Source organism: Niallia sp. FSL W8-0954, assembly GCF_038005605.1.
Lineage (GTDB): Bacteria > Bacillota > Bacilli > Bacillales > Cytobacillaceae > Niallia > Niallia circulans_A.
This window is the reverse complement of the sequence record NZ_JBBOTN010000001.1, coordinates 931671-946876: the sequence shown is the minus strand read 5'-3', so window position 1 is coordinate 946876 and position 15206 is coordinate 931671. Positions and strand designations below refer to the sequence as shown.

The following is a 15206-nucleotide window of genomic DNA, read 5'->3' as shown; positions in this document are numbered from 1 at the left end:
TATCAACAAGTATAGAACAAATAAGAATAAGGCCACCAAGAACACACCATTATTCTTTATAACAATCCCCTGAGAATTCATTGAATATATCAATACATAGAGATAAAATACACAGAGCATAAACACAGCTTCAATAAAAAAATAGTTTAACTCCTTATGTTGTTAGAGATTAATTTATTTAGATACAAATTTCAAACAGCGGAGAGTGAAGCCCCATTCCCTCCTTGACTCGGAAACAACTGATTTTGGTTCCAGTGACAAGTTGGATGCCCAAAAATCATTCAAAAGTTTGTACTGTTTTATTTAAAATGACAGGTAACGTTATCTGTAGCAAAAAAGTATCTTTTCGTACTGATACGTTCAACGTCCCGTTGTGCTTCTGTATTATTTTCTGGCAACTAACGAGCCCAATTTTGTTGCTATCTTCCTTTTCGGTCTCATGTAAAATTTTATTCTCGAACCTAAGATCGACCCATTGTTGTTTCAAAGAAATCTGAATATGAATGGGATGCATCGGATCGGCATACTTTCGAATATTTGAAAATATATTATCGAATACACGGCGTATAGCGACCAAATTGATTTCCAGCAAAAATTTCTCATCATATGGAACTGCTCGCACTTGAACATCTAAATTATCCATAACCACCAGTTGCTCATCAATGAGTTGATCTATAAGCGCTCTGCCCTCATATAATTCAAATTCCACTTCCTCTTCTTCAGCGGCAGAGGATACCGTAAAATATTCAAATAGTTTGTCCGATAGCGCTTTGATTTGATAGGCCTTTTCCCGGCTATTATGAATGTACTGCAGCAAATCCTCATGATTCTTATACTTGTTAAGCTCGATGATATCCATATATCCCAGCAAAATTGTAAGGGGAGTACGTAAATCGTGGGAAATTGCCGTGATCAATTCGCGATTAGCTATCCTGATCCTCTCCTCACTACCGAGTCGCTCGGCAAATGATTTCCTCATCTCATCAATACTTTGGGCCAAAGAAGATAATTCATCCTTTCCAGATATAGTAATTGAATAATCTAAATTTCCCCCTTCAAGTATTTTGATCTCTTGTTCAAGTACTCCGATATAGGATGTTTTCTTATTAATTATCAGTAAGAAGGAAATAATGAATATAATGGCTGCTATGAAAATACCAATAAACAAAATGAGATTATAGTATTGATACTCATAAAGGCCTACCAAGTAGATCTGGGCATCTTGATCCGCAAAATGGATGGTAGTAGGTGTTTCCGAAGGCGTGAACCGAGTTAGTAGCTCTTCGTTAATAGCAGGATCAACCTCTTTATTTGATGAAAAAATTAATTTCTCTTTTGCAAAAATATACAGATTCAAATATCGCTCATTATTTATCCATTCAGTCAATTTCTCTCGATCACGGGTGGACACGTTTTGGCTATTCACAAACTCTTCGAATCGTTCAAGCGCGTCTTGCTGCCTATTTTCCATAAACGCAGATTTGCTTAAATAACTATTTAACACTTTCTCGCCAACGACTTGTAAAATTCCGAAAACACTTAAAGAAATAGCTAAGGAAATTAATACTGCCAGAACGAGCTTGATCTTAAGTTTTTTCCCCATTAGTAATCTATTCAATTTTGTACCCCTTTCCCCAAACAGTCTTTACATATTTAGGGTTCTGCGGATCATCTTCAAGTTTACTTCTCAAATTACGAATATGGACCATAACTGTGTTGTTACAGGTATAAAAGTAGGGTTGCCCCCAAACACTTTCATATATGTTTTCAGCCGAAAACACCTTACGTCGTTTCTTAGCTAACAGCAGCAAAATCTGGTATTCAATTTCAGTCAAAGTGATTTCTTTCTCTCCAACAAATACAGTCTTTGCATCCTGGTGAATAGTAAGATCCTTAATGATAATATGCTCCGTTTCCTCCGTCTTCTCCTTGCCACGATAGACATAATATCTCCGCAGTAAAGCCTTCACTCTCGAAACGAGTTCTGTATAAGAAAAAGGTTTGGACAAAAAGTCATCACTGCCTGAAGAGAAGGCCAATTGTTTGTCCGAATCCTGCGTTTTCGCAGTAAGGAACAAGATCGGTGCGCTTGTTTTTTCACGAATCTCCAAACACGCCTTCAGCCCTGATTTATTGGGCATCATCATATCTAAAATTATGAGATCTGTCTCTTCATTTACTTTATTAATCGCATCTTGACCATCTATCGCTTCAACCACTTCATAATTCTCACTTTCTAACAAGATCCTTACAATTTCTCGAATTTCACTGTTATCATCAGCAATTAAGATTTGCTTGTTCATCTGATCACCCCATCTAATATCAGTATAATAGGCGTTTTGTGCAACTACCAGTAAATAGAGTCGACTTAAGAATTCTTCAGAAATTATGTATGTAACTCTTAATTTATCCATTCTATACTACAAACAGATAGAAGTAATTACATAAAGGAGTTTTAATCTATGTCACAACTTTCGAAAAAAACAATCATAACAATACTATTAGGTCTTACTCTCATATTGTCTATTGGTTTGATCTATTATTCTCCTACCATTATTAAGATTATGTCGTCCATGAACAATTTTAGGGCGTTTATTCATTCAACAGGTCATTGGGGACCGGTCATGTTTATTTTATTTCAGATTCTTCAGATCGTGGTTGCGCCTATTCCAGGAGAAGTCGTACAGGTTGCAGGCGGTTATATTTACGGGGTTACATTAGGATCCTTATATACTACAATCGGCTTAATAATAGGCTCAGCGATTGCTTTTTATTTCACTCGGTTTATCGGGCGCGATTATATTTCAAAGCTACTGCAGAAGAAAAAATATAAGTGGATGTCGTTAATACAGGATGAGAAAAAGTTTTCTATCTTTTTATTTATCTTTTTCGTAATTCCAGGTTTGCCGAAAGACCTGCTTGTATTTGTGGCCGCTCTTACATCCATGAGTTCATTAAGATTCTTCACCATACTTATAGTTGGTCGTCTGCCGTGGATTATTGCATCTGCTGCTTTGGGGTCCACCATTCATATGCAGCAATATAGCATAACCATTATCATATCCGTTATCGCTGTTATTGGTTTTATTCTCGGATATATCTATAAAGATAAAATGATGGAACGATTCTCCAATATGAAGAAAACAAAAGAGACAAGTCATTCTGCTAAAACCAAGGTAAACCTGAGCATTAACAAAAAGGAAAGTTTGTGTACAAAAAAAGGAGAATAAATCGAATACAAAGAAACAATTATTTTGCAAAGAAAGAATACCTACCGATTTTTATTTTGCCATTATTGGTGGAGCGTAAGAACGATGGAATCACAAACGCACGCAAGGGATAGCCCTAATCAATGTAGATACCTAATTATGCTTATTCAAGTGATTTCTAGGCCAACTTGTTTGGGGCTTTATTGTACATTGATATAAAAAATAATATCCCAATAGTTGCAAGTACAGAAAACCCTTTAAATAAGGGAAAAATATAATGCAACAATTTTTAGTAAAATGACTGTACCCATTCATACTACTTTCAAAAGTTGAATTAGAGGAATTATAGCCATCACAATTAGTAGGGTCTATTGGTCCATGAAGGTACAGAAATGTATATTGCGCAATGATAAATATATAGATTTTATATTTAGCGTCAAGCAAAAAGCCTACAAAGCGCCAGATCACTCGATTTTGAATAACAGCTTGTGAAAAGATATCGTATCTTATCGTTTTCTATCGTATACTCTAAAAACAAAGAAAGCTCACAAATGTTGATTTAACAACATTTGCAAGCTTTCTTTAGTGATTAATCTAGACATAAATTAATCTGATGATACCGGTGGTCGGGGTCGAAATAGGTTAATAGTTATTGAGTTTATAAGGTTTTGTATGGGGGATGTGTAAAATTTGTGTAAAAGAGAATCCGAAGAGTAAAAAATTGAATTCAATTCTCTCACTTTCCATTACAATCTTCTAGTTAAATTTCTAAAAGCTAAATCTTTATAATAGTATAGATCGCATTATAGAAAGTCTTTTAAATACTTGTATATCCAACATTATGATTAACTTCCACTATTAGCCTTTGCTTTAAGTCAAAAAAATATTATAATTATATTTAAAACATAATCAAAGCACTTTAAAAACAGAACCTATGTCCTGTTTTTTATTATTATTAGATATTATTCTAGTTATGGTTGCTATATAAAAGGAGAAAGTAATAATGGACCTAGATTTAATTAAAACCGCCACAATTATAGAAGAATTTGGTTTAACTAAAAGAGCAATAACGAAACTTGAAAAGACTGGTGATTTAATCCCTATAAAACAAGGACGAAGTAAGTTTTACAATAAGGTTGATTTAGTTAACTTTCTTAATACATTAGATGAAGAAACTTTAAATGAATTAAAGGATAGTAAAGGTGTTTATGATCCAAGAAATAAATTAAATGATTTAACTGGAACTCAATGGATGCCAGAAACTAAATCTTATTTATTTCAGAAAGGATTAGGAGCCAGTCACCCTCATGCTCAAATAGAGAAACAGCATCCTGCTCCATTTAGTTTCCAAGATATTCAACGATTAATAGAATTTTTCACAAAGAAAGGCGATATCGTCTTGGATCCATTTCTGGGTGTAGGTTCTACACTTAAAGCAGCAGCATTATGTGATAGAAATGGAATAGGAATTGAATTATCACCAAAATGGTCAGAATTAGCTCGTAAAAGATTAGATATCGAAGTAGGAGAAGGTACATCTAATAAGTACACAATTATTAATGGAGATAGTTGTGTCGAACTAAAACTTCTCGAAAGAAATTCTGTTGATTTTATGGTGACAAGTCCCCCATATTGGGCAATATTGAATAAAAAGGCTGATCATAAAGTTAAAAAGGAACGTATAGAAAACGAGCTAGCAACCAACTATTCTGATGATCACCAAGATTTGGGTAATATTGAATCCTATGATGACTTTTTAGATATATTGACTGAGGATATTTTTAAAGAAGCTGCTGAAGTACTTAAGCCCGAAAAATACATGAATATTGTTGTTTCAGATTTTAGACATAAGAGTGAGTTCATTAGTTTCCATAGTGATTTAATACAACGACTAAATAAAATTGGGCTTGCAGACAATTATGAATTAACATTACAAGGGGTTAAAGTACTTCTCCAAAACCATAAATCCCTTTTACCATACGGTTATCCGTTTGCTTACGTTGAAAATATTCACCATCAATATATTTTAATCTTCCGTAAAACAAAAAGGAAAGGTAAAAAAGAATAATGTTAGATTACAATAAAGTTTATAAAGCTGATAGCGATATTATGCTACAAGAATTAATTGATAGAAATTATAAGTTTGACCTTATATTGACTGATCCTCCTTACAATTTAAATAAAGACTTTGGTAATAAATCAGACAGTCTATCATTAGAACAGTTTTTATCAATAAATAAAAGTAGAATACATTTATGTCATAAATTACTAGATAAAAATGGTAGCCTGATTTGGTTTGGCATACACAAGTTTATTGGTTTTCTTCAAGTTATGATGTATGAAGATAATCTATTCTATAGGGGCATGAATATCTGGAACTATGAAAATGGATTTTCCAGATCAAAAAAAATTCCAGCAACCCAATATGAACCTTTCCTTTGGTTTTCAAATAATAATAAGAAGTGGACATATAACGCAGATGATGTCAGAGTACCATATAAAAGTGAAGATAGATTAAAAAATCCTGTATATTACAAAGATTCTAAAGGTAATAGAAAAGAGTGGAGGCCTAATCCAAATGGTGCATTAAGAGGTGACATCTGGAAGTTTCCTACTTTAGCTGGTAAAAACTTTGAACATGAACGTACTGAACACCCTACACAAAAGCCTGAAAGTTTAATTACTGAGCTCATTAAAGCGTTTTGTCCCAAAAATGCTGAGGGAAAATATGAAGGAAGTATATTAGATCCTTTTCATGGTTCGGGTACCTTAGGTGTATGTTGCGAGAAACTAAATAAACAAGGACATAATATAAAATGGATAGGAATTGAACTTGAAGATAAATGGGTTGAAGTTTGTAATGAGAGATTAGATAAATTAAAAAATTTATTAATATAATTAAACTCCAATAAAAGTTAGAGAGATTCTATAAAAAAGAATCTCTCTTTTTTTTTATTTATATGGAGTAAAAAAGCCGTCAAAGTGAGATAAATCTATGTTTTGATTTGATAATAATTCAATCATTTCTCTTAAAGAGTTATTATCTACATCGACATAGAACGAATCATCAACTAACTTAAGTTGATTGTTAGTCCAATAACAAACTGCTAATGCCATAATAGAAATAGTTTTAATCTTAATACTAAGTACTTTGTTTATATCATTAACCACATTCCAATAATCAGTTCTGTTATTCGGAAATGTCCAACATATAACAATTGGAATAACTTGTTCCATTTTCATATTGCTCCGATTTGTAACAACTGCTATATCGTCTAAAAGATTTCTTGGAGCATCTAACATTGCTGTAGATGGCACTTCAACCTCTATGATCCCCTCATATCCTTCATTTCCAATGGAAATTGTTGCATCATAGCGTGCATTATTGTCCCCTTTTCTTGAGAAATTAATAGGGAAATTTAGCTTAGTAAATAACTTTTCAATTAACTTATTTACTGCAAAAGGCGTTAATATTAACTTTTCATACGCACTGCTTAAATTTAGCATTTTCTTTTCCAAATCTAATTCATTATCTATTAATAAATCTATAAAATCATACAAGTTAGTAGATTCTTGTACATCACTTGGTTTATAAATCTTCAAATTTAATCACCCCATAAACATCCTTAAAATCTGCTACATTATATTTCTTTTCATTTTTCAGGCAGTTTATTGCAGCACTCAATAATTGATCAATACTAGTAATAGCAATATTTATATTATAGGTTTTCTTTATATCTTCAATCAGTAGATATACATCTGATCTTTTATTTGGGATACTAAAACCTACCGCTATTGATGAAATTTCTTTACTAGTATTATAATTCCTTCTTGAGAGCAATATGATTTTATTTTCTAAGGCTTGCCTTACTGCCTTAACAGACAAAAGCATCTCTTCAGTTGGTGATTTAACTTCAACAGGAATTGAGTTATTTTCATCTGGTATTATTACATCAAATCTCTCATTGTTGACACCTGCTTGTGGAGTTCTAGCATCCAAGCGAAAGATTATACCAAATAATTCCGCAACTAAGGGATAGAAATTAGTCTGCTTCATTATTAATATCTGATCTAGTAGCTTTTCAATTACAAGCTTTTCATTTTCATTATGCTCATTAAGCATTTCTATTATTAATTTCGCAGTTTTATTATGCTTATAACCACTTGCATCATGACTACGTATTCCAACTTCCCTTTTCATAACTTCTTCTATTTCTTGCAATTCTGTAACTGTAAATTCTTTTCTAAGTACTACATCCGATTCTAAGTTTCCTTCAGGAAAATACATTAATATATTTTCTTTTGAAAATGTTTGAAATGGGTTAAAAAAGATTTTAGATGTGCCAAAGATCTCTTTTATTATTCCAACCTCTTCTGTTAGAGATTCCAAATCCTCCTCGACAGCAAAATCCGCCATTTTTAAGAAACTTAAAAATCCTATTTTACAAATAGCATTGATCTGAAGCTCATTCAAATCTTCGAGGTCAGATAAAGTAACATATTTGAATTTTGAAGCCCTAGCCTGAACTGATTTTCCGTAATCTGTTATTCTAAGAAACTTAGTATTTCTACCATAAGTATTATACTTGATTTCTTCTGCCCATCCCGTATATTTCAAGGCAGCAATTAGAATTCTAGTATAATTTCTCATTGTGGTACAACTTATGTCTAAATCCTTACTTAGTTCTTCCATTTTTAGTAACATTGCTGCTTTACTATTCTTGTCTATTCTTAGCTTCCTAATGAGAGATACACTTTCTTTTAATTCTTCTTCATCCTCACTATTTTCTAAATTTAATGCACCAATAATCATTTCATCCCTATTGAGTATATCATCTAGAGCATTAAAGTATTTCATTATACTTATATAAGGCTTTCCCTTATTAGTAAAACGAGTACTTATGAGTTGATTTGGAAAATATATTCCTAATAAACATAGCTCTACTATTGATTTAGTTGATTTACCTGAAAGTGCAACATGTGCACCTAGTAATGTAAAATTGAATTCTAAGGCACTTTCCCCGGAATTCATCCAACCGAACATTCTATATACTTCTGCATACATCTTCGCTTGATTATACAAAGGATTACGACTAGTATCTTTGATTGCGTATGATCTTTTTAATGCTTCTTCCCCAACATACCCTTTGGAAGATGCCATTTTTGCCGAAGTCATCACATCTGCCATATTGTCTAAATTAAATGAAGAAAAATCTGAAAGTTGTGCATATATTTTTTTAAATATTTCTACTATATGCTCTATATCAGATCCTGGATTTGCGAACCTAATCATGTTGACCCTTCTCTCTAATATTATTAATAATCTTTTAGCTCTTTTGTACTATCATTATACCAAATTTATTTTATTAAGGAAAAAAATGTACACCATTTCGTATTTTAAAAAAGTATAAATATATATTATTAGTTTGTAAGGGTCCTAGGATAAATAATCTTAGGGCCTTCTTTTATAAACAAATAAATGAAAAAGGAGAGAATTATATGCAGCAAGATTCATTATTAGTTCAAACTAAACAATTAGAACTCTTAGAAACTAGGAATAATGAAGAGAAAGAAATGGTAATAGTACCAGCAAAGCGTATAAATATTGTAAAAATAAAACTTGTTAGAGAAAAAACTATGCTTTATAAAAATAGACAAATACGTTCGCCAAGAGACGGATACGAACTCATTCGTGACTTTTTAGGGGATGTTGATCGAGAACATTTTATAGTTCTATGCCTTGACACTAAAAATCAGCCTACATGTTTACAGGTGGTGCATATTGGTTGTCTTAACTCTAGCATTGTTCATCCTAGAGAAGTTCTAAAGCCAGCTCTATTAAGTAATGCAGCTTCAATAATTGTTGCACATAACCACCCTAGTGATGTATCTGATCCTAGCTCAGAAGATATTGCAGTCACAAAACGTATAAATCAAGCTAGTAAAATAATTGGAATAGAATTACTGGATCACCTTATTATTTGTTCAAACTCTTTCTATTCTCTTAAAGAAGCTGGTCATTTGTAAATATAGATTCTTTGAAAGGAGGTGAAATTATTATGTTAAAAAAAATTGTTATTCCAATCTTGATTACAGTTGCTACTGAGGTACTTTTGGCATCGTCTAGAAATGATAATAACTCTAACAGCTAAGAAATAATATAGGATAGGAGAATTAAAATGAATTCAAAAACATGTCACAATTGTTGTAGTAATTGTTCAGTCTGTATAATAAGAGAGCTAATTAACCTATTTTGGAGATAGCGCTTTATTATACTAGTACTAAAAAGTTTTATAAGAGAATCCCAATGTTTTCTTTATTGAGGTAATTGTTTTGTATTCAGGATAATATTCGCTATCCTGAATACATTCTAATATTATTTCTGATGTTTTAAAATTTCCTACAAATCTCTTAAACTTAGTCTTTTCTAATCTTTTTTATTAGAATTTCTTTTAGATTTATAGAAACTTTTATATGCATAGCCATAGGCCTCATATAAATGTGTAGCACTGTTATCATTATCAATACTTAAAGTATATACTGGTGGATTCCCTTCTTTAAAAGCAACTTCAATAAATTGGTCAAAAGGTTCAAATTTTGAGAATAACTTGAATATAGTATAGTCAATACATATATCACTTGGCACATTTCTTAAATCATTTTGATATAATATTAAGAACTTTTCTTCAATTAGTTTAACTAAGGAATCTTTGCAATAATCAAATATCCTATTGAATAAAAACCAAACTTTATCACTTTCGAACAACGTTTTATTATAGTAATTATCAATCATTAATGTTCTTACACCCAGATTATCTAGTTTTACAACCTTACTAATATTATCAAAAAGCTCTTGTTTATCTTTATATCTTACTGACTTATCCATATTATCAATCATGCTGGTACTGAATTTTTCAGACCACATATAATAAGAAGTATCCTTAAATATATCTACAGAGTTATAGACATCATACAAGTTAGTAGTTTGATTAAATAAAAATAAGTTTAGAGATTTATTATGATTATTATTCTTTTCTCTTAATATATTCATAAATGATTGAAGATCCCTCTGTGATCTTATAAACAGTTCCTCTTCATTTGGATATTCACTTTTTGACCAAAATAATGGTAAATGTTTTTCTTTAATTATTTTTAGATTTGGTCCAAGGTATTTATATGTATAAGTTAATGCATAGGCATACCAAGGAAAAATGATTTTAGGCACTTTATAATGAATCACATCCCTATAGGAACCTATTATATCCAATAATTTTTCTTTTTCAGTGAAATCATAATCACGAATAAATTTCCTTATATTTGTTTCAAATTCATCAAAACTATAATATAATTCGTTAATAATTTCAGGGTATTTATTACGTTCTCTCTTTAATCTAGTAAACTCCATTAATTTTATAAGAGAATCATTTAGTATTGACATTATTATATCCGAGAATAGATACTCTAATAAATCCTCATACTCATAAGTCTCAGGGTTATTGTTACTATTAAAAACACTATCAAATTTATTTAGTGATATAAGCATTGAAAAAAATGTATAAACATCTTCATTTACCACTTTTAACGAACTTACTTTCGTTTGATCATACTCCCACTCAATAAGAGGAAACTTTTTATTCTCTTTCTCAAATCTCGTTAATGTAACGTCAGTGTTGGATATTATTTCCTCAATTAGATCTGTTAAATTCACACTGCTAGCCTCCTAAAAGTATAGATGTTCAACATGTTCATCTAATAACTAACAACTTACCTTCAATTTATAACAAATATAAATTAGAAGTTTGTTATTTCTTTAAGGTTACTTTCTAGTATTAAGTGAACATCTTGAACAGATTATAAATCTATAAACAATAGCGCAAATATCATTCATCCTTCTATGAACCTTATAAACTTAAATATAAACAGAATATTATATCATATATAAACTTTATTTTATATACACCTAGACTACAAATTAATTTTATATTCTGAAGTCTAGGTGTATTTTATATTGCTAAATAATTAATTAAAATTCAACTATAGTATTTAAAAAATTTTAGGAGGATGTTTCAAATGAAACAATCAAAAGTAAAAAAGCAACTTAATACTTTAATTGAACATAGTGTAAAAAACAAAGGAAAAACTTTTTGCTTATTATTAAAGGATCAAAAAACTACATTAGTAGGTGTTACAAAAGAAAATATAGAACCGCATGCAGCAATTATATATTTACAAAAAGATAAAAAAACTTATCTCAAAGGAACTTTTGATGGTGTAAGTTATAACTCTTCTGTCATTGAGTATTTAAATAAAACTTCTCCAATTATTATAGGAGTAGATAATAGAGATAAAGAGGATACTATTGTTTACTTTCAATCTAATGATTTTTGTGAACGTATAACTTCAAATTCTTCCTTCGAGCTTGATGATACATTGTATATTTACTGGGAATATGGTTTCTATTCATGTTTAACAATATGTACATATGATCCTATTCAAGAGGAAATTGTTAGAGAAACTGTATATGCAGATAATGAACCACTAAAAAGGTTTTTAAAATCTGTAGTTAGAAAGGTACTACCGAATAATGAGGAACTATTTGAATCAGATACCATGTCATCCTACATTAACGAGTATTTAGAGAATCAGTACAATAATGAAGAGGAACAGAGTGAATACTACGAGGAGGTAGAATATGATGATAATCAAAATATCTGGTGATAATGCTCCTGAAATGAAAAGTGAAAATAAACCTCTTAATATATTCGGCCAACCACTCAGTAATAATTATATTAATCTAGATGAATATCTATTAACCAATAAAACTAGCTGTTATAGAGATGATTTCACTGAAAAGGAACAAAAGCGAGATTTATATGCAATAAATCAAGTATCCAATGAAGAATTGTTTAACTATGTCTCTCCAATTGAAAGTAAAGAGCAGGGAATACAAAAAGATTTTTATATAAATAACAACGAAATTAATATACTCAATCATCTGGGGAATACTTTCCCAGATGATATTCCAGATATTCAGAAAGAATCATATACAAATAAAGAGATTGATCCAAATAGATTACCTGTAAAGCATAATAAAGAGATTAGTCTAAATAGGCCATCTGTAAAGCATAATAAAGACTCCAGTAAGGTTGTTCCTAACTATAAATTAGCAGAGATTTTAATTAATAGTCATAAGTTTGCAGTAATTGAAAGCAATTTATATTATTGGAATAGTTCTTTGGGGTATTTCATTGGACTTACTGGAGACAATGCAGACTTTTTTATTAGAAAGAATATACCTGAGGAATATAAGAGATTGATATCCTTTAAAAGTTGCCAAGAAATAATTCAATGGATTAAATCTCGAGATGAAATTAAAGTAGATGATGAGTTTCTAAAAAGTAGAAAATCATTAGTAGCATTCTCCAACTGTATTATTAATCTAAATAACTTTAAAATATATCGTCACAGTCCAAATTACTATTTTACGTCAGTAATTAATGCTGATTATCCCTTAGATTCTTTACCAGATGGAAAACATTTTGAAGCCTTTTTGAAGCAAATCACTGGTGGTGATAAAAACGTTTATAAAAGACTTCAAGAACTTTTCGGATATGTCATTTCAGAAATAAGAGATGTAAAAGCTATTCCATATCTACTTGGTCCAAAAGATTCAGGAAAATCTATTGTACTAAAACTATTAGAACATTTAGTTGGACAAGATTTCTTTACAAACTTAAGCTTTGAGGAACTTAACCAACCCAATTTCCTATGCCAACTTTTTGGAAAGAAGTTAAATGCATGCGGGGAAACTTCGGAAATTGCACTTAACAGATTAGATAATTTCAAAAAATTATCTGGAGGTGATTATGTTATGGCCCGTTTCTTATATGGACAAGCTTTTAAATTCATAAATAGATCAGTTCTTTTATTTGCTGGGAACCATCTACCATCAATTAAGGGTATTGATAAATCCAATGCCTTTAGTCAAAGGTTAGTAGTTTTTCCATTTAAGTATGCAGTTCCTAAAGAAAAACAAGATATACATCTTTTTGATAAACTTTTAAAAGAAACACAGTATATTGCTCGCTGGGCCTTAATTGGCTTAAAACGTTGGAGTGAAAATAATTACCAATTTACTACATGTCCTGAAATTGAAGAAATTGCAGAGGAATATTCAAAACAGACAAATTCAATCTCTAGCTTCATTGAGTCTTGTTGTACCTTTGATCCTGAAGTAAAGACACACAATGATATATTAGAGTTAGCTTACAAGAAATATTGTAGAAGTTTAGGGATAACTGAGGAAAGTAACAAAGCTTTTCATAGATATATGAAATCAATAAGTAAATTGAAATACAGCCGTTTTAGATTAAATGGTGAAAATAAATTTGGATATATTGGCATTAATCCAATAAGTAAATAAGAAACTGCAATTATTTATGTAAATTATATTTTAGTTGGTACTAGGAGGTAAAATAATGCTACAACAATTATCTGTAAATTTAACAATACCTATACCTTCCGAGTCAATATTGATTTCAAAGGTTGAATTAGAGGAATTAAGAACTATGCAATTGTTAGGTGTTTATTGGTCTATGAAGGACCTTGAATTACGAATTCATCGTAAAAACGAATGGATTAAAGAAAATATACTATACAAATCTAAATTCAAAAAAATTCTAGATGTTGAATTAGGTGGATTCGTATATTACCCCAAATCAAAAGGTCAAACATGGTCATTTCATGCATTGAAGATGGCAGAGTTTCTAGATGAAAATTTCAACGGCATATTCTCTACCAAAAAGATTGTAGCTTAATAATTTATTTAAAAATCAAGGGTGAATTAATATACCCTTGATTTTTAATCACATGAGGTGTAAAAATGGCAAGTATACAAAAAAGAGGAAAAACTTACCAATATACAGTTAGCAACAAAGTAAATGGAAAGCAATCTCCTATTAGAAAAGGTGGATACCGTACTAAAAAAGAAGCTCAAATTGCTGCAGCCGAGGTAGAAGCACAATTAGCAAAGGGCATGAAGCAAATAAATACAAAGGTACCTTTTTATGAATACTTTGAAAACTGGATTGAATTATATAAAGCACCTATAATTAGTACAACTACTTTGAAACATTATGAGTATTCACTTAGTGCAATAAAGAACTATTTTTCAAATACACCGATTCAAGATATTAAGAGACATGATTACCAAAAGTTTTTAAATTGTTTTGGTAATAGTAAAGCAAAAGAAACTGTTGTTAAAGTTCATGGACATATTAAATCATGTGTAAAAGATGCGATGGAGGAACAGTTGATTCTCATAGACTTCACACGCAAGACCCAACCAACTTGGTCTGTAGAGGCAAAAAGATCTATAGAAAAACATTTAAACTATTACGAAAGCAAACGGCTTTTACAGAGCTTGTGGAGTAAGATTAATGATGGGTTAGGGTATTCCTTAATACTGCTCGGTTTAACTTCAGGAATGCGCTTTGGTGAACTTGTGGGGCTAACAAGAAATGACTTTAACTTTGATAACAACACTATTAATGTAAATAAAACCTGGGGATATAAGAAAGATTCCCCATTAGGTTTTGGAAAAACCAAGAATGAACAATCCAATCGAGTTATAAAAATGGATCGTCTAACAATGAATCATTTTTATAAGTTATTTACCAACACTCCAATTAACATACATCAATTGGTATTTTACAGTCCTGAATCAAAGTATAAAGTTATAAGCAATACAAACGCAAACAAATTATTAAAAAAGTTATTAATTGACCTAAACATTGAGCCAATAACCTTTCATGGTTTGAGGCACACTCATGCGAGTGTATTGTTATATAAAAAGACTTCAATCCATTTTGTTAGTGAACGCTTAGGTCATAGCGACATAGAAACTACATTGAAGGAGTATACACATGTTTTAAAAGAATTACGTATGCAAGACGAACAAGTAACTGTAAGAACTTTTGAAAATATGATTGTGTAAAA

The 15206-nt window shown here is 30.8% G+C and carries 13 protein-coding genes; 8 read left to right on the top strand and 5 right to left on the bottom strand.

The features are described 5' to 3' along the window. Positions 1-277 precede the first annotated feature (277 nt). A complete protein-coding gene (locus tag NX902_RS04650; RefSeq protein ID WP_341160574.1) occupies positions 278-1603 on the bottom strand; it encodes a HAMP domain-containing sensor histidine kinase in 1326 nt (441 codons plus the stop codon). Between the two features lie 7 nt (positions 1604-1610). Beyond that, positions 1611-2303, bottom strand: coding sequence for a response regulator transcription factor (locus tag NX902_RS04645; RefSeq protein ID WP_123259204.1), 693 nt, complete (start codon positions 2301-2303; stop codon positions 1611-1613). Positions 2304-2462: 159 nt separating this feature from the next. On the opposite strand from NX902_RS04645, the gene NX902_RS04640 reads away from it, so the two are divergent. The 3 genes from NX902_RS04640 (at position 2463) to NX902_RS04630 (ending at position 6107) form a co-directional block, all read left to right on the top strand. Further along, on the top strand, positions 2463-3230 hold the full coding sequence (locus tag NX902_RS04640; RefSeq protein ID WP_341160573.1) for a TVP38/TMEM64 family protein: 768 nt from the start codon (positions 2463-2465) through the stop codon (positions 3228-3230). A 982-nt stretch (positions 3231-4212) separates the two neighbouring features. After that, positions 4213-5277 carry a DNA methyltransferase gene (locus NX902_RS04635; RefSeq protein WP_341122648.1) on the top strand — a complete coding sequence of 355 codons (1065 nt, stop codon included), beginning with the start codon at positions 4213-4215 and terminating at the stop codon, positions 5275-5277. Continuing rightward, positions 5277-6107 carry a DNA-methyltransferase gene (locus NX902_RS04630; protein ID WP_341122647.1) on the top strand — a complete coding sequence of 277 codons (831 nt, stop codon included), beginning with the start codon at positions 5277-5279 and terminating at the stop codon, positions 6105-6107. Before NX902_RS04635 ends, NX902_RS04630 begins: the two co-directional genes overlap by 1 nt. Before the next feature lie 54 nt (positions 6108-6161). On the opposite strand, the gene NX902_RS04625 is transcribed toward NX902_RS04630, so the two are convergent. Beyond that, on the bottom strand, positions 6162-6812 hold the full coding sequence (locus NX902_RS04625; protein WP_341122646.1) for a hypothetical protein: 651 nt from the start codon (positions 6810-6812) through the stop codon (positions 6162-6164). Further along, positions 6799-8502 (bottom strand): hypothetical protein, encoded by a 1704-nt coding sequence (locus NX902_RS04620; RefSeq protein WP_341122645.1) that lies wholly within the window; start codon positions 8500-8502, stop codon positions 6799-6801. The genes NX902_RS04625 and NX902_RS04620 overlap by 14 nt, the downstream gene beginning before the upstream one ends. Before the next feature lie 206 nt (positions 8503-8708). Here NX902_RS04620 and NX902_RS04615 point away from each other — a divergent pair, with 206 nt between their 5' ends. Beyond that, the gene (locus NX902_RS04615; protein ID WP_341122644.1) at positions 8709-9236 is read left to right on the top strand and encodes a JAB domain-containing protein; all 528 of its coding nucleotides are present in this window, start codon (positions 8709-8711) and stop codon (positions 9234-9236) included. A gap of 400 nt (positions 9237-9636) precedes the next feature. Here NX902_RS04615 and NX902_RS04610 read toward each other — a convergent pair whose 3' ends face one another. Further along, complete coding sequence (locus tag NX902_RS04610) at positions 9637-10917, bottom strand: hypothetical protein (RefSeq protein ID WP_341122643.1); 1281 nt, start codon at positions 10915-10917, stop codon at positions 9637-9639. Positions 10918-11279: 362 nt separating this feature from the next. Here NX902_RS04610 and NX902_RS04605 point away from each other — a divergent pair, with 362 nt between their 5' ends. From NX902_RS04605 to NX902_RS04590, 4 genes are all read left to right on the top strand, one after another. Beyond that, positions 11280-11927: a hypothetical protein gene (locus tag NX902_RS04605; RefSeq protein ID WP_341122642.1), complete on the top strand. Its 648-nt coding sequence runs from the start codon at positions 11280-11282 to the stop codon at positions 11925-11927. Continuing rightward, positions 11902-13632, top strand: coding sequence for a DNA primase family protein (locus NX902_RS04600; protein ID WP_341160572.1), 1731 nt, complete (start codon positions 11902-11904; stop codon positions 13630-13632). The genes NX902_RS04605 and NX902_RS04600 overlap by 26 nt, the downstream gene beginning before the upstream one ends. Before the next feature lie 55 nt (positions 13633-13687). After that, positions 13688-14026 carry a DUF771 domain-containing protein gene (locus NX902_RS04595; protein ID WP_341122640.1) on the top strand — a complete coding sequence of 113 codons (339 nt, stop codon included), beginning with the start codon at positions 13688-13690 and terminating at the stop codon, positions 14024-14026. Between the two features lie 65 nt (positions 14027-14091). Next, entirely contained in the window at positions 14092-15204 is a 1113-nt protein-coding gene (locus NX902_RS04590) for a tyrosine-type recombinase/integrase (protein ID WP_341122639.1), read from the top strand. The last annotated feature ends 2 nt before the right edge of the window (positions 15205-15206 follow it).